The organism is Streptomyces sp. NA04227 (assembly GCF_013364195.1).
Lineage (GTDB): Bacteria > Actinomycetota > Actinomycetes > Streptomycetales > Streptomycetaceae > Streptomyces.
Genome location: NZ_CP054918.1, coordinates 6,989,537 through 7,004,434 on the forward strand (window position 1 = coordinate 6,989,537; position 14,898 = coordinate 7,004,434).

13 protein-coding genes are annotated in these 14,898 nt (G+C 70.1%); 6 read left to right on the forward strand and 7 right to left on the reverse strand.

The features are described from left to right. Window positions 1-10: 10 nt before the first annotated feature. On the reverse strand, window positions 11-2,122 hold the full coding sequence (gene glgX / locus HUT18_RS29465) for a glycogen debranching protein GlgX (RefSeq protein ID WP_176103571.1): 2,112 nt from the start codon (window positions 2,120-2,122) through the stop codon (window positions 11-13). 378 nt (window positions 2,123-2,500) lie between these two features. On the opposite strand from glgX, the gene HUT18_RS29470 reads away from it, so the two are divergent. Continuing rightward, the gene (locus tag HUT18_RS29470) at window positions 2,501-3,739 is read left to right on the forward strand and encodes an SAV2148 family HEPN domain-containing protein (RefSeq protein WP_176103572.1); all 1,239 of its coding nucleotides are present in this window, start codon (window positions 2,501-2,503) and stop codon (window positions 3,737-3,739) included. Window positions 3,740-3,966: 227 nt separating this feature from the next. Next, window positions 3,967-4,689 carry an exonuclease domain-containing protein gene (locus HUT18_RS29475; protein WP_176103573.1) on the forward strand — a complete coding sequence of 241 codons (723 nt, stop codon included), beginning with the start codon at window positions 3,967-3,969 and terminating at the stop codon, window positions 4,687-4,689. Window positions 4,690-4,802: 113 nt separating this feature from the next. Here HUT18_RS29475 and HUT18_RS29480 read toward each other — a convergent pair whose 3' ends face one another. Together HUT18_RS29480 and HUT18_RS29485 are read right to left on the reverse strand one after the other, a co-directional pair. Beyond that, complete coding sequence (locus HUT18_RS29480) at window positions 4,803-5,195, reverse strand: signal peptidase I (RefSeq protein ID WP_176103574.1); 393 nt, start codon at window positions 5,193-5,195, stop codon at window positions 4,803-4,805. A 37-nt stretch (window positions 5,196-5,232) separates the two neighbouring features. Continuing rightward, window positions 5,233-5,703: a GNAT family N-acetyltransferase gene (locus tag HUT18_RS29485; protein ID WP_176103575.1), complete on the reverse strand. Its 471-nt coding sequence runs from the start codon at window positions 5,701-5,703 to the stop codon at window positions 5,233-5,235. A 169-nt stretch (window positions 5,704-5,872) separates the two neighbouring features. Here HUT18_RS29485 and HUT18_RS29490 point away from each other — a divergent pair, with 169 nt between their 5' ends. After that, window positions 5,873-6,436, forward strand: a complete 564-nt coding sequence (locus tag HUT18_RS29490; RefSeq protein ID WP_176103576.1) for a hypothetical protein — start codon at window positions 5,873-5,875, stop codon at window positions 6,434-6,436. Between the two features lie 168 nt (window positions 6,437-6,604). Here HUT18_RS29490 and HUT18_RS29495 read toward each other — a convergent pair whose 3' ends face one another. The 3 genes from HUT18_RS29495 to HUT18_RS29505 form a co-directional block, all read right to left on the reverse strand. Next, window positions 6,605-7,165 (reverse strand): hypothetical protein, encoded by a 561-nt coding sequence (locus tag HUT18_RS29495; protein WP_176103577.1) that lies wholly within the window; start codon window positions 7,163-7,165, stop codon window positions 6,605-6,607. Between the two features lie 138 nt (window positions 7,166-7,303). Further along, window positions 7,304-7,840 carry a GNAT family N-acetyltransferase gene (locus tag HUT18_RS29500; protein WP_176103578.1) on the reverse strand — a complete coding sequence of 179 codons (537 nt, stop codon included), beginning with the start codon at window positions 7,838-7,840 and terminating at the stop codon, window positions 7,304-7,306. Window positions 7,841-7,964: 124 nt separating this feature from the next. Continuing rightward, window positions 7,965-8,780 (reverse strand): phosphotransferase enzyme family protein, encoded by an 816-nt coding sequence (locus tag HUT18_RS29505; RefSeq protein ID WP_176104879.1) that lies wholly within the window; start codon window positions 8,778-8,780, stop codon window positions 7,965-7,967. Between the two features lie 441 nt (window positions 8,781-9,221). Between HUT18_RS29505 and HUT18_RS29510 the strand changes: the two genes are divergently transcribed. Genes HUT18_RS29510 through HUT18_RS29520 form a run of 3 tightly spaced genes read left to right on the forward strand, consistent with a single transcriptional unit; the run spans window position 9,222 to window position 12,414 of the window. After that, window positions 9,222-10,196: a carbohydrate ABC transporter permease gene (locus tag HUT18_RS29510; RefSeq protein ID WP_254878868.1), complete on the forward strand. Its 975-nt coding sequence runs from the start codon at window positions 9,222-9,224 to the stop codon at window positions 10,194-10,196. After that, on the forward strand, window positions 10,193-11,107 hold the full coding sequence (locus HUT18_RS29515; protein WP_176103579.1) for a carbohydrate ABC transporter permease: 915 nt from the start codon (window positions 10,193-10,195) through the stop codon (window positions 11,105-11,107). The genes HUT18_RS29510 and HUT18_RS29515 overlap by 4 nt, the downstream gene beginning before the upstream one ends. After that, entirely contained in the window at window positions 11,107-12,414 is a 1,308-nt protein-coding gene (locus HUT18_RS29520; protein ID WP_176103580.1) for an ABC transporter substrate-binding protein, read from the forward strand. Before HUT18_RS29515 ends, HUT18_RS29520 begins: the two co-directional genes overlap by 1 nt. A gap of 91 nt (window positions 12,415-12,505) precedes the next feature. On the opposite strand, the gene HUT18_RS29525 is transcribed toward HUT18_RS29520, so the two are convergent. Beyond that, complete coding sequence (locus HUT18_RS29525) at window positions 12,506-14,782, reverse strand: choice-of-anchor P family protein (RefSeq protein WP_176103581.1); 2,277 nt, start codon at window positions 14,780-14,782, stop codon at window positions 12,506-12,508. Between the last annotated feature and the right edge of the window lie 116 nt (window positions 14,783-14,898).

A 14,898-nucleotide genomic window follows, 5' to 3' on the forward strand; every position in this document is an offset into this window, starting at 1 on the left:
CGGGAGCCGGTCACGCCGACGGACGCCGCAACACCGTCAGACTCCGGTCGATCAGGGGCAACCGGTCACCGGCGTGCACGGCCGGGGCCGGGCCGGGCGGCACCGGGTCGCGGCGGGCGGTGTCCACCACGATCCGCCACTCCTTGCCGTGGCCGGTCGGGACCAGGAAGTCCAGGGGCTGCGGGGAGGCGTTGAACATCAGCAGGAAGGAGTCGTCGGTGACGCTTTCGCCGCGCGGGCCCGGTTCCGAGATGGCGGCGCCGTTGAGGAAGACGGTGAGGGCGCTCGCCTTCGCCTCGCTCCAGTCCCGCTGTGTCATCTCCTCGCCCTCGGGGGTGAACCAGACGATGTCGGACAGCTCGTCGTGGGTGCCCTCGACCGGTCGGCCGTGGAAGAAGCGGCGTCGGCGGAAGACCGGGTGGTCCCGGCGCAGCCACACCATCGCCCGCAGGAACCGCAGCCGTTCCTCGCGGTCCTCGGGCCAGTCCAGCCAGGCGAGTTCGTTGTCCTGGCAGTAGGCGTTGTTGTTGCCGCGCTGGGTGCGGGCGAACTCGTCGCCGTGGGAGATCATCGGCACCCCCTGGGAGAGCAGCAGGGTGGCGATGAAGTTGCGCATCTGCCGCTCGCGCAGGGCCAGGATCTCCTTGTCCTCGGTGGCCCCCTCCGCTCCGCAGTTCCAGGACCGGTTGTGGCTCTCGCCGTCCCGGTTGTCCTCGCCGTTGGCCTCGTTGTGCTTGTCGTTGTACGCGACCAGGTCGTGCAGCGTGAAGCCGTCGTGGCAGGTGACGAAGTTGATCGAGGCCAGCGGACGGCGGCCGTCGTCCTGGTACAGGTCGGAGGAGCCGGTGAGCCGGGACGCGAACTCGGCGAGCGTGCGGGGCTCGCCGCGCCACAGGTCGCGCACCGTGTCGCGGTACTTGCCGTTCCACTCGGTCCACAGCGGCGGGAAGTTGCCGACCTGGTAGCCGCCCTCGCCGACGTCCCAGGGTTCGGCGATCAGCTTCACCTGGGAGACCACGGGGTCCTGCTGCACCAGGTCGAAGAACGACGAGAGCCGGTCCACCTCGTGGAACTGCCGCGCCAGCGTGGCCGCCAGATCGAAGCGGAAGCCGTCGACGTGCATCTCGGTGACCCAGTACCGCAGCGAGTCCATGATCATCTGAAGGACGTGCGGCGAGCGCATCAGCAGGGAGTTGCCGGTGCCGGTGGTGTCCGTGTAGTAGCGCCGGTCCTCGGCGAGGCGGTAGTACGAGGCATTGTCGAGGCCCTTGAAAGACAGGGTCGGGCCGAGGTGGTTGCCCTCGGCGGTGTGGTTGTAGACCACGTCGAGGACGACCTCGATGCCCGCCTGGTGCAGGGCGCGGACCGCGGACTTGAACTCCACCACCTGCTGGCCCCGGTCGCCCCAGGACGCGTACGCGTTGTGCGGGGCGAAGAAGCCGATGGTGTTGTAGCCCCAGTAGTTGTTCAGGCCCTGCTCCACCAGACGGTGATCGTCGACGAACTGGTGGACCGGCATCAACTCGATGGCGGTGACGCCGAGTTCGGTGAGGTGCTCCAGGATCGCCGGGTGCGCGAGGGCGGCGTAGGTGCCGCGGATCTCCTTGGGCAGCGCCGGGTGCCGCATGGTCAGGCCCTTGACGTGGGCCTCGTACAGGACGGTGCGGTGGTAGTCGGTGCGCGGCGGGCGGTCGTCGCCCCAGTCGAAGGACGGATTGATCACGACCGAGGTCATCGTGTGCCGGGCCGAGTCGAGGTCGCTGGGCCGGTCCGGGGCGGCGAACCGGTAGCCGTAGACCTCCTCACCCCAGTCGATGCCGCCGCTGACCGCCCGGGCGTAGGGGTCGAGCAGCAGCTTGGAGGAGTTGCACAGATGTCCGCGCGCGGGCTCGTAGGGGCCGTGCACCCGGAATCCGTACCGCTGGCCCGGCATCACCCCGGGCAGGTAGGCATGCCGTACGAAGGCGTCCTTCTCCCGCAACTCCACGGCCGTCTCCGAGCCGTCGTCGTGCACCAGGCACAGTTCGACGCGGCGGGCGGGCTCGGAGAAGACCGCGAAGTTGGTACCGGCGCCGTCGTAGGTGGCACCGAGGGGATAAGCCTGACCAGGCCATACCTGCATGGATACGACTCTTCCGCTTCCGGCCCCCTGGCTCGGGGGTCACCTGTGGCCCCGGATCGGGGCACCTCAGTACGATTCGCCCAAGTCTTCCTGAAAGATGTCGATCGTTCTGGGACGTCGGGCGCCTGCCGGGTGTCGGTCGCGGGCCGGGCCCGTGGATGTCCGGGACCGATCGGTACCGCTTTCTGTCCGCGGCCGATGCCCCCGGGCTATGAATCCGCTCACTGGCAACAGGCCCGACTCGCGCGGAACTACCGTGTGAGCAAGGATGGTTGAGAAATCCCCCCACGCATCAGGCTGCGTCGGCGCCCTCTTGCGGAGTACTCTCCTTGATCGTTGAACGGGGGAGTGCACGGGGGTGGGGAAGGCGGTACGTACGTGAGCTCGGGAGGGCTGGAACTTCCACCTGGTGACAGCGACCAGGAGGGAGGGACGGCGGAGGTCCCACCCGGAGCGGTGTCCTTGGCGCGGCCCATGGAGATCGGTGCTGAACTGGACTGGGGGTCGGAGGACTGGGGCGAGGTACGTACCAGAGCCCAGCGCGCGGGGCGCGCGTACATCTGGCTGAACCTCGTCGAACAGCGGCTGCGCGCCGTGGTCTCGGCGGTGCTGCGCCCGGTGTACGAACCGGTGCACGGCGACGACTGGGTGGTGGCCGCGGCGGGTCCGGCGGGCCAGGAGTGGGTCCAGCGCGCGGTCGCGGTGCGCGAGGTCTCGCGGCGCAAGGGCTATCTGCTCGATCCGGCCGACGACAATGTGGTCAGCTTCCTGACGCTTCCGCAGCTGCGGGAGCTGATGGTGCAGCACTGGCCCTGCTTCGAGCCGTACTTCGAGGACCGCCGGGTGGTGGAACTCGCGCTCGACGAGCTGGAGGTCACCCGCAACGTCGTCTCCCGCAACCGGGCCCTGTCCGCCGCCGTGCTCGCCCAGGCCGAACGCGCCGCGTCCCGGCTCCTGGAGATACTCGGCACCGGCTCCGACGTGCCCTCGGCGCGCCGTCTGCCGGTCGACGCGGTGGAGGAACTGGTCGGCGACCGCTACGGCGACGTCGTCGGGGTGCACGCGGACCGGGTGCGGCTGTTGCGCAACTTCCCCGCCGAGGACATCTTCGGCGGCGCCCGGCGGCTGGACGCGATCGGTATCGGCCTGAACCTGCTGACGCAGAACTTCTCCGGGCGGCGCCTGGTGCGCCTCGCGGAGTCCGGCTGCCGGGTCAGGCTGATCTTCCTCAACCCGGCGAGCAGCTCCGTCAAACGCCGGGAGCGCGAACTGGGCATGAAGCGCGGCGAGTTGAGCCGAGCCGTGGAGGCCAACATCCTGCACATGCGCCGGGTGCGCTCACGTCTGCGCGACCCCGGGGCCTTCGAGATACACGTCTTCGACGAGACGCCGCGCTTCACCGCCTATCTGGTGGACGGGGACGGCGCGGACGGCATCGCGGTGGTCCAGTCGTATCTGCGGCGCACGCGCGGCATGGAGGCGCCGGTGCTCGTGCTGCGCGGCGGTGGACGTCTGGTGCGCCATGCCGAACCGGGCAAGGAGGACGAGGTCGGCCTCTTCGACACCTATCGCGAGGAGTTCGAACTGGCGTGGGGGGACTCGCGGCCGGTCTCCTGAGTTCCCCTCCCGTGGCCCGTGGCCCGTGGCCCGTGGCCCGTGGCCCGTGGACCGTGGGCCGTGACCCGTGGACCGTGGGCCGTGGGCCGACAGTCGAGATCTCCGTGCCTACGGGCCGTTCGTCGACCGGTGTGCGCACGTGAAGCGGAAGGCAGCGGTCCGCATTGTCAGTGGGGCATGGGATCGTGAGGTCACTGGGGGAAACGCACCATCGAGAAGGGGGTCCCATGGCCTGGCACCGCGAGCTCGTCTACGGCTTCGATCTGGAGACCACGGGCACCGATCCGCAGCAGGCACGCATCGTCACGGGAGCCGTGGTCGAGCTGAGGGCCGGACAGACGCTGGGCAGCCGTGAGTGGCTGGCCGACCCCGGCATACCGATACCCGCCGAGGCGGCTGCCGTGCACGGCATCACCGATGAACTCGCGGCCCAGGGAAGCCCGTCCGACCAAGTCGCCGACGCCATCGCGGAGGTCCTGACCGGTGCCTGGCGCGCGGGCATCCCGGTCGTCGCCTACAACGCCACCTTCGATCTCACCCTGCTCTCCGCCGAGTTGCGGCGCCACGCCCTGCCCTCGCTGAGCGAACGGCTCGGCCACGACCCGGCGCCGGTCGTGGACCCGTACACCATCGACCGTTTCGTGGACCGCTACCGCCGCGGCAAACGCAACCTCGAAGCCGTCTGCGCGGAGTACGGCATCGCCCTGAAGTCCGCCCACACCGCCGGTGCGGACGCGCTCGCCGCCGCCCGTCTCGCCTGCGCGGTCGCGGAACGGCACCCGAAGATCGCCGGTCTCACGCCCGCCGAGCTGCACCGGCAGCAGATCATCTGGCACGCCGAACTGGCCGAGAACTTCCAGAGATTCCTGCGGAGACAGGGGGAGACGGACGCGTTCGTGGATCCGGTGTGGCCCTTGCGGGAAGTGGCGGGCGAGACCGAAACGGTCTGAGTCGGGGCGGTCGGGCGCGAGCCGGGTCGGGTTGGGCGCGCGGCAGGGGTGGGGTCTGTCCGGCCCGACTCGTGTCGCGCGCCGCGCAGGCCTACGCGCGCGGCGCTTCGTGGTCAGTCCCGCCCGCGCGTTGGGGCCTGCTCTTCCGGTACGGCGTAACCGGGTACAGACGGCCAACGGACCGTCAGCACCACCGACTTCTCCTCCGCGAACCAGGAGTGGTCGACCCCGCGACCCCACACGACATAGTCGCCCTGTTCCTTCAACAGGACACTGCGACCGGGGAGTTCCACGCGGAAACGGCCGCTGATGAGCACCAGAAGCGCTGTGCGCTTCTCGCCTTCGACCCACTGCCGCCGCTCGTCGCCCGCGGGGTGGACGCCCCACTTGATCTCCACATCCTCGCTGTGCCGAGGATCGCCCACCTCCTTGAAGTGGCCGAGGAGCCATCCTCGGTCCAGGGCGGTGTCATCGCCCGCGTTGCCTACGTACATGTCGTCATTCACGTGGCCGACGCTAGTGCCTGTCCGGCGTGCAGGGCCCTCAGCGCTCCTGCTTCCCAGCGCGCCACACGTACCGGATATCCGGTTCCCGCTCTTCGTTACGGTGACCGTCGGTGCACTCACCGGCGACGAAGCCGTGCCGTTCGTAGAAGCGACGTGCCGACTTGTTGACCCGGAACGTCCACAGCGCCAGCCCGGCCGGACGCTGCTGCTTCGCCAGGTGCACGAGGCGGCCGCCGACGCCCCGGCCCTGCCAGGCAGGATCGAGGTAGAGCTGATCCAGGTCTTCGTCGTCCAGCACCATCATCCCGACGACCGAGCCGCCGACCGTCGCCACCCACGTCTCCTGGTGAGGCACCACCACCTCCCGGAACCAGGACCGGACCTGGTCGTCGGTATGGGCTCGGTGCACGCTCGGAAGCGCCGCCGTGTAGGAACGCAGCCACACCTCGGCCACCGCGGCGGCATCGGAGTCAACCGCACGGCGGACGACGAAGTTCTTGATCTCCACAGCGACGCATGCTCGCAGACATCCGACGTGGCCGCATGCGAGTTCTCACCACCCCAACGACCAGCCTGGCCGGCAGTCAAACATCGTTCCAGCACTGGCTAGCATGAGCGGCGATCTTGGCCCCCGGCGGCCGTATCCCACCGCGGTCAGCCCGACCCGTAGGAGAGACGTGGGCGTCACGGCGACACTGAGAAGCGTCACTGAGGAAGAACTGAAGCGCGCCAGGCGGGACCCCTCGTACGCGGCGCGTCTCATCGACGAGGGCCCGGAGGGCGACGAGACGCCGCTCGACTCGCATCTCAGCGTCCAGCGCCGCACCTTCTCCATAGAGCGGTTCTCGCTCAACCTGTGGGAGGCACTGGTCTGGGACGCACCCGTGAACGTCTTCATGGGCGGGGACCACGTCGGCCTGAACTGGGACTACGAAGACAAAGACGAAGACGATGACCGGGACGAGGACGCCAAGGGCACGAATCACGACGACGAGGAGGACGACGAGGACAGCACGGCCATGGAACTCGATCCCGCGGATATGACCGAACTGGCCGACTGGCTGCGGGACATACGGTTCGCCGACGCGTGCGAGGGAAGCGGCGAGGCGTTCACCGTCCACGACGACGGCTTTGCCTACGACGACTACGGCTTCGTCGACGAGGACGAATTCAACGATTTCCGCACCTTCGTCCTCGCGGTGGCCGAACGCGGCGAGGGCGTGCTGTTCCACTTCGCCTGAGGGCCGTCCCCCCGCCGCTCAGGCAGCAGCGCCGAGAATTGATCCCAGAGCGGTTCGGTCAGTCAGAACGGCAGCGCGGGCACAGGCCTCCTCGGTGATCACGGAGTGTCGTCCGTCCATGATCATCAAGATCTGCGCCCGCACACCGTGAACGTGCCTCAACTGCGCCTATCTGTGCGAGCTCTGAGCGTCGGTCCGGTCCAACCACCCGGTGGCGCCCGTCACTTCGCGCGCTATGTCGACGACGGAGCGCCCGTCGGTCGCCACTCGCACGGCGTCCACAGGCGTCTGTTGGTCCAGGAGTCGCGCCTTTCTCGCGCTGCTCCGCAGCTCGTGCTCCAGCTCCGAGCCGAGCTCCCGGCCCGCCAGCCGTTCGCCGACGGTGGCGTCGGAGGCGGTGAGCAGCACCCGTACGACCTCGACGTCCGCGCCCATGACCCGCCGGAACATGTCCTCGGCCTCGGCCAGCACGCTCACGGTGTGCGTGTAAATGAGGCGCCGATAGCCGAGATCGGCGTAGTTCGACCAGACTGCCGCCAGATTGCGCTCGGCCAGCTTCCTGCGGCGTGGGTCTCCCTCCGGGGCCGGATGCGCCTGTGCCATGAAGTCTCCTTCGATGACGCAGTGGGGCACCCTGGCCGCGTTGAGAAGCGCCGAAACCTCCCAGCCGACCGTCGTCTTGCCGACCCCGGCCCGCCCACCGATGAGCAATACCTCTGCGTGCTTCATGATCACAGCATGCCCGGCGGATCCGTGGTGTCGTCGAGCTGGGCCGGAACGGGAGCCATGCCGCGTACGTGACTTCGCCACCGTCCGCTCGCGGAACGCGGAACAAGGACACGCGAGGCCCTTGCCGCTCGACCTACCTCAAAGGCCTGCCCCCGGCGACTCGTCCCGTACGGACTTTTCGAGGAGCGTGAACGACTTGGGCGTACCGCCCGGCTGCGGCTTGCCTTCCTTGCGTCCCACAACTCGATAGCCGGCGTCGAGGTAGTACGCACTCAGGCGCGCGTTGGTGTCCAGGCAGTCCAGACGAACCAACGAGCGGCCCGCCTCGGCCACGCGTCGCTCCGCGACTCGCAGAAGTCGGCGCCCTGTCCCGAGCGGGACGTGTGCGCGGTCCACCATCAGCCGGTGCACATAGCCCGCCGTCGGCGGCTGCGGCCCCCAGGCGTCCTCGTCCTCCCACCAGAGCTCCCAGGCCCCGACCACATGATCGGCAGCCTCCGCGAGCCACACCTCTCCGCTCTTCATGATCCGACGGAAGTGGTCCTCGCCCAGCTCACCGGGCTGCCACTGACCAGTGACGCCGTGGGCGAGCATCCAGCGGGCCGCATCGTCGCGCAGACGCACGACGGCGGCAAGATCCGCGTCGTCGGCGAGACGGAAGCGTAGATCGTTCACGCCGCGATCTTCGCACAGGCGTCCGACCCTGCATCGGTCGGCCGCAAGGGCTTCCCTGGAAAGCCACTTCCTTGGAAGGAGGAGGCCCACAGGTTGTCCTGGGTGATGCTCGGTCAGGCCCGCTCTAGAACGGATACCACCGCACCCCCGCGTCCCCCTCCCGCAACGACGCCACCCGCCGCCGGAACTCCGTGAGCGCCTTCGGATTGGTGGGCGCGTGCTGGGCCACCCACGCGCAGCTCGCCGTTTCGCGGGCGCCGCGCAACACCGCGCAGCCCTCCCACTCGCGCACCTCCCAGCCGTAGGTCTCGGTGAAGGAGTCGTACTCCTCGGCGGGCAGTCCGTACCGGTCGCGGCTCAACGCCATGACGACCAGGTCGTGTTCGCGCAGATCGCTTGCGAAGGTCTCCAGGTCGACCAGTACCGGGCCCTCGGGTCCTACGTGGACGTTGCGCGGCAGCGCGTCGCCGTGCACCGGGCCCGGTGGCAGCCTCGGTACCAACTGGGCCGCCTCCGCGGCGAAGTCGTCCCGCCGTTTGCGCAGATAGTCCGCGTCCTCGGGGTCGACAGCGGTGCCCGCGAGCCGCAGCCAGCGCTCGACTCCGGAGAGGAGATCGCGCGGCGGCAGGCCGAACTCCGGCTCGGGCAGGGCGTGTACGCGCCGCAGCAGGGCCGCGAGGTCGCGTGGTTGCGCCGGGCGTACGGACGGCGGCAGCCGGTGCCAGACCGTCACCGGGTGACCGTCGACCAGCCGCGCCGCGGGCTCGGCCGCCCGGACCGCGGGCACCTCGTGCTCCGCCAGCCAGCGGGCGACCCGTACCTCCCGCTCGGCGCGCGCGAGCAGTTCGGGATCCCGGCCGACCTTCACCACCAGATCACCCACCGCGAAGACGGCGTTCTCGCCGAGCGCGAGCAACCGTGCCTCGGCCGCGGGGCCGATCGGCGTTCCGCTCTCCGTGCCGGACCACCCGGAGCCCTCCGTGCCGGACCACCCGGAGCCCTCCGTGCCGGACCACCCGCCGTCCTTCGCGCCGGACCGCCCGCCGTCCTTCGCACCCGAGAACACCCCGGCCGCCGCCACCACCTCACGCGCCCGCTTCTCGTCCACCACCCGTCCCTTCCGTAACCGTCACTCGTCCCCCAGCTCTCTCCGCCGCCACCAAGTCTGGCACCCCCCTCCGACATTCCCCCTGGTCGTCGACCGCTCGGCCAGGTGTGCACGCCGCCTTGACGGCGGCCCGGTGGCTCAGCACGATGACCTGGGCCGTCGGAAGTGCGCGTTCCGGGGCGGCCGATCCCACCGGGCCCAGGCCCCAACTCCCGCCCGACTTACGGGAGATGGCGCCAGGACCTCAGGCCGCCGCCCGAAGGAGCCGTATCCGTGATCCCAGCGACCGCCGCCGAGCGGTCAGTACCCGAGAAACGGCCACGCGCGAGAGGCGCCCGGGGGCGAGGCCCCCGAGGGCGAGGGGGCGGCGACTTCGGGGCCTGGTTCCTGGTCCTCCCCGCGCTGCTGCCGATCCTGGTGCTGAGCGTCGGCCCGATCGTCTACGGGATCAGCCTGGCCTTCACCGACGCACAGTCCGGACGGACCGAGGCCACCGAGTGGATCGGGCTGCTGAACTTCCAGGACCTGATGCGGGACACCCTGTTCTGGGAGTCGTTCCGGATCGGGCTGGTGTGGGCGGTGGCGGTGACGGTGCCGCAGTTCCTGCTCGCGCTGGGGCTCGCGCTGCTGCTCAACGAGGAACTGCGGTTGCGCTGGCTGGCCAGGGCGTTGGCCATCGTTCCGTGGGCGATGCCGGAGATCGTGGTCGGCATCATGTGGCGCCTGATCTACCAGCCGGACGCGGGCATCCTCAACGAGACCCTGCGCGACCTGCACCTCGGCAACGGCCACGACTGGCTGACCGGACTGGGCACCGCGCTGCCCGCCGTTGTCGTGGTGGGCATCTGGGCGGGCATGCCGCAGACCACGGTCGCCCTGCTCGCCGGACTCCAGAACACCCCGCGCGAACTCCACGAGGCGGCGGCCGTGGACGGGGCCGGGGCCTGGCGCCGCTTCCGCACCGTCACCTGGCCCGCGCTCAGACCCGTGGCCCTCGCGATCACCGCGCTCAACTTCATCTGGAACTTCAACTCCTTCGCCCTGGTCTACGTACTGACCAGCGGCGGCCCGGGCGGACGGACCCGGCTGCCCATGCTCTTCGCCTACGAAGAGGCCTTCCGCTACGGCCAGTACGGCTACGCGGCGGCGATGGGCTGTGCGATGGTCGCCGTGATATCGGTGCTCCTCGCCCTGCATCTGGTCGTACGGCTGCGAGGCGGCCAGGAGCGAGGAGGCGAGGCGCGATGAGCCCGCTGCTCACCGGCCGGAAGGCAGGCACCGGGCGGAAGGCAAGGACCGGCCGGGCCACCCACACCTCCCCGGCCACCCGTACTTCCCCGGCCACTCGGGCCGCCCAGTACGCCGCCCTGCTCGGCTACCTTGTCTTTCTGGCCGTGCCCTTCCTCTGGCTCCTCTCCACCGCCTTCAAACCCGCGCGCGAACTCGGCAGCCTGCACCCGACCTGGATCCCGAAGGATCCGACGCTGGAGAACTTCCGGCAGGCCTTCGACGAACAGCCGCTGCTCGACGCCGCGTGGAACTCCTTCGTCACCGCCGCCTCGGCCTCCGTCGTCGCGGTGCTGCTCGCCACGCCGCTGGCCTATACGATCGCCCGCCGCCGCACCCTGCTCAGCCGGCTCAGCACCGCCTGGGTGGTGATCAGCCAGGCGTTCCCGTTCGTGCTCCTGATCATCCCGCTGTTCCTGATCCTCAAGGAACTGCGACTGATCGACTCCAGGCCCGGCCTGATCATGGTCTACGTGGTCTGGGCGCTCCCGTTCGCACTGTGGATGCTGGTCGGATACGTGCGCGCCGTGCCGCCCGAGCTGGAGGAGGCGGCCGCCGTGGACGGTGCCGGACGGCTGCGGACCCTGGTCTTCGTCACGGCGCCGCTGCTCGCGCCCGGCATCGCGGCGACCGCGCTGTTCGCCTTCGTCAGCGCCTGGAACGAGTTCTTCTTCGCCCTCGTCCTGCTCAAGTCACCGGAGAAACAGACCCTGCCCGTGGTGCTTACCCACTTCCTCGGCGCCGAGGGCGCCGCCGACCTCGGCCCGCTCGCGGCCGCGGCCCTGCTCGCCACCCTGCCCTCGCTCGTCCTCTTCGCCTTCCTCCAGCGCCGCATCACCTCGGGCCTGCTCGCCGGGGCGGTGAAGAGCTGATGCCCCGCGACACCCGCGTACGGGGGAGGAGCCGCGCCCTCGCGGCCGTACTGCTGGCTCTCGCCCTCCTGTTGACGGCTTGCACCGCGGAGTCGGGCGACGGAAAGGGCCCCGTACGACTGCGCTTCCAGTCGCTGGCCTGGCAGCAGGAGTCGGTCGAGGTGAACCGGAAACTCGTCGACGAGTGGAACGCGGCCCACCCGGACGTACAGGTGGAGTACGTGCAGGGCAACTGGGACGGTGTCCACGACCAGTTGCTCACCTCGTTCGAGGGCGGCGAGGCGCCGGACATCATCCACGACGCCTCCGACGACCTCGCCGACTTCGCCTACGGCGGCTACCTCGCCGATCTGCGCGGCCTGCTGCCCGACCGGCTCAAGAAGGACATTCCGCGCCGCACTTGGGGCACGACCGAGTTCGGGGACGGCGTCTACGGTGTCCCCTTCCTCCAGGAACCCCGGGTCCTGATCGCCGACGCCGACCGGCTGCGTGAGTCCGGTGTACGGATCCCGACGCCCGAACGGCCTTGGAGCTGGCGGGAGTTCGGGCAGGTCACCGAGCGGCTCAGCGGCAAGGGCCGGTACGGTGTGGCCTGGCCGCTCAAGGACCCCGTCTCCGCCACCCTCAACCTCTCGATGTCCGCGGGCGGCAAGCTGTTCCACCGCGGCGCGGACGGCAAGGTGGACATCCGCTTCGGGGCCGGGGACGCGGTCATGCCGCGCACCGTCCGCGACCAGGTCAACAAGGACCGCAGCGCGGCCCGTACGACACTCGGTATGTCCGCGTCGGAGACACTGCCCGGGCTGTTCGGCGGCAAGTACGCCATGGTGCCGCTCGGGTTCTCCTTCCGGCAGCAGGTCGTCCAGCAGGCGCCGAAGGGATTCGACTGGCAGGTGCTGCCCGCACCGGCGGGCAGTGAGGGGCTCACCCAGGGCGTCAGCCCGCAGACGCTGTCGATCGCCGAGGACAGTCCGCACAAGAAGGAGGCGATGGCCTTCATCGACTTCCTGCTCCGGCCCGCCAACATGGTCCGACTTGCCCTCGGCGACTGGATGTTGCCGACCGGCACGCAGGCGCTCGCGGACCCCGCCCTGCACACCACCGAACACGACTGGGCCACCGGCACCGCACTGGCCCGGCACCTCAGCCCCGCCCCCGCGCAGACGGTGCGCGGCTATCCGGAGTGGAAGGACAAGATCGCCACCCCGGCCCTCCAGGAGTTCTACAGCGGCGCCATCGGCCTGCGCGAGTTGCGCGGGCGGCTGGAGGAGGACGGGAATCTGGTGCTCGCCCGGTACCAGCGCTGAGCGGGCGCCGGGACCGGGCAGCACAACCGGGCCTCGTAGCAGGGCAGTTGGCCTCGGTCCGCGCGGGTGACGTCGGACCGGGCCGACGAGCTCACTCCGCGCAGTTGTGGACGTCGCTGGTGGCCGAGGCGATCACCACGTCGACGGCGCCGTTCGCGGCGGTGAGGTGGACGGCGTTGACCGTACGGCCGTGCTCCGCGCCGGGCACCGGGCGTTGCTCGTTGACCACCAGCCGCGCCACACCGGGCAGGTCCACCTCGGCGTTCGGCTCACCGGTGAGCTCGACCAACTCGCCCCCGACACGCAGTCGTACGTCGGTCGTCCCACGCGCCGAACCGCCCGCCGCACAGGTGCTCGTGGAACGCGCGGTCGCTCCCGCCACCTCGATCAACGGCAGACCGGGCAGCCCGATCCGTACGTCCTGCACCGCTGCCGTGGCCCGGGACGTGCCGGGCGCCAGGCTCGTCACGACGGTCGGGCACAGTGTTCCGGTCCGCAGCAGCAGGGTGTTGACGCCCGCCGCGCACCCGGGAACGTGACGCGACGCGTGTGCCGTGCGCACGGGCCCGGTGTCCGGGCTGGGTTTCACCCCCAGGCCGAGGCCCGCCAAGGACACCTCGGCGGTGATGCCGTGGGAACGCCCCGTGTAGTGCTCGAGGAGCACCGTCGCCCGCTTCCGCGACGGCTCGTAGTACGTGTCCCCTTCGAATGCCGCCGTCACCGGCACGGTCGCGTCGGCGTTCAGCGGCTGGTCCACCGAGGCGATCGTGCAGCGCGCACGGCCGTCATCGGCGGTGGTGCCGGTGCAGGCCTGCCGGTCGTCACCGCGTCCCAAGGCCAGGGTGACCGAACGCCCGGCCACCGGACGCCCGCCCGCGGACTCCTCGGTCAGCACGCCCGCCAGCCGGGCCGGAGTGCCGTTGGCGACGCGCTTCGGCCCCTTGTACGTCAGCGCCGTCTCCTGCCGGGTGATGGTGAACGCCGTGGTGTCGCTGCTCGGCCCGAGGCCCGAGCCGCCCCCGAACCGTACGGTCAGCGAGGTCCGCCCGGGTGCCTGCGCCGGGGTCAACTCACAGGTGCCCACGCCGGAGGAGTCCGTCGTGGCCGTGCAGTTCTGTGCCGCGCGGCCCTTCCCGAGGGTGAAGCTCAGCTTGGCTTTCGAGACGGGTCCGGAGGCGCCGCTCAGCCGCGCCGAAGCGGTGAACGTGTCGTGGTAGTCGGCCTTCGTGGGGCCCGTGTAGGTCGTGGTGCTGCTGCCCTGCCCCGGTCCGTCGCCGTCATCGCCGTCCCCGGAGCCGAGCCGGGCGACATGGATCTTCTTGACCACGTTCTCCGGCGGATTGTCCTCCTCCAGGGCGTACACGGCCGAGCCTGACTCGAAGAGCAGATAGGTCCTGTCTCCGTGCGTCACGATCCCTTCGGACATGCTCGGCGCCCGGAAGCACTCCGTGGCCTGGTTGAAGGAGGGCGGCGGGAGCTGGTTGTCGATCGCGTTCGCCTTCATGTCCTCGGGGCCGACGCGATAGAGGAAGCTGCGACGGCCGTCCACTTCCGGCTTCGGGGTCCGCGACACGGAGAAGTAGAAGTCGCCGTCCACGACCGTCACGCCCTGGGTCCGCCGGGGCGCCACATACGTGGGACCGTCGTCCCGCGACAGCATTCCCTTCTCGTCCGGCCGGTACGAATCCATTTCCGTACGAGTGGTGGCGTCGTCGTCCACGTACCGGCCCGCGTACAAGGCCTCGCCGTCGGTTCCGAGGAAGGCGACACCGTTCGCGATGTCCGTCGGGTGCCCCTTCTCCCTGATGCGCGGGAGCTCCACGTCCCCGATGGGCGGCCGGTACTCCTCGAACTTCCTGCGCAGTTCCGGCAGGTAATAGCGGTTCACCGACTTCGAGCGGTAAGCGGAGACATAGGCATGCTTTCCGAGCACGACGATTCCGCCGACATGACTCTGGTCGTCCTCCTTCGTCTCCAGTTCCACCGACCCCACGTGCTCACCCGATGCCGGATCGATCCCGTGGACCCGCGCCTCCCCGCCCTCCGGGCCGTAAGCCGTCACCAGCAGAAGGTCGTTGCCCGCGCCGTCCCAGTTCGACCAGTGGGCCAGACCCTGCGGGGTCCACGCCTCCGCCTCGGAGGTGCCCAGGTCCGGGAGGGGATCGGTGCCCAGTGCGGAGAACGTCGTGTCGTACGTCTGCGACGCCGACTGCCCGCCGTAGAAGGGGGCATGGGTGCCCAGTTCGGTATCGCACTCCACCTGCCCCTGGTTGCCGATGGGCGGGCCCTTGTCACCGCCCTCGGCCGGGAGCGCGCTCGCTGCGGAGTCCGGCCCGGCGGCCGACCCGACACCCGTGCTCGCGTCCACGCCCAACAGCAGAGCGATTCCCAGTGCCGCGGATGTCGCGCGGCGCAACCGGCGTTTCATACGTCCCCCGTACCCGTTCCCGTACCCGAAAGCGAAGGCCCGGTGGACGGTGCGGC

Coding starts and splice junctions, on each gene's coding strand:
- HUT18_RS29475 (WP_176103573.1), top strand. CDS start 3,967: ATGGCCTGGCACCGCGAGCTCGTCTACGGCTTCGATCTGGAGACCACG.
- HUT18_RS29495 (WP_176103577.1), bottom strand. CDS start 7,165: ATGAAGCACGCAGAGGTATTGCTCATCGGTGGGCGGGCCGGGGTCGGC.
- HUT18_RS29515 (WP_176103579.1), top strand. CDS start 10,193: ATGAGCCCGCTGCTCACCGGCCGGAAGGCAGGCACCGGGCGGAAGGCA.
- HUT18_RS29520 (WP_176103580.1), top strand. CDS start 11,107: ATGCCCCGCGACACCCGCGTACGGGGGAGGAGCCGCGCCCTCGCGGCC.
- glgX (WP_176103571.1), bottom strand. CDS start 2,122: ATGCAGGTATGGCCTGGTCAGGCTTATCCCCTCGGTGCCACCTACGAC.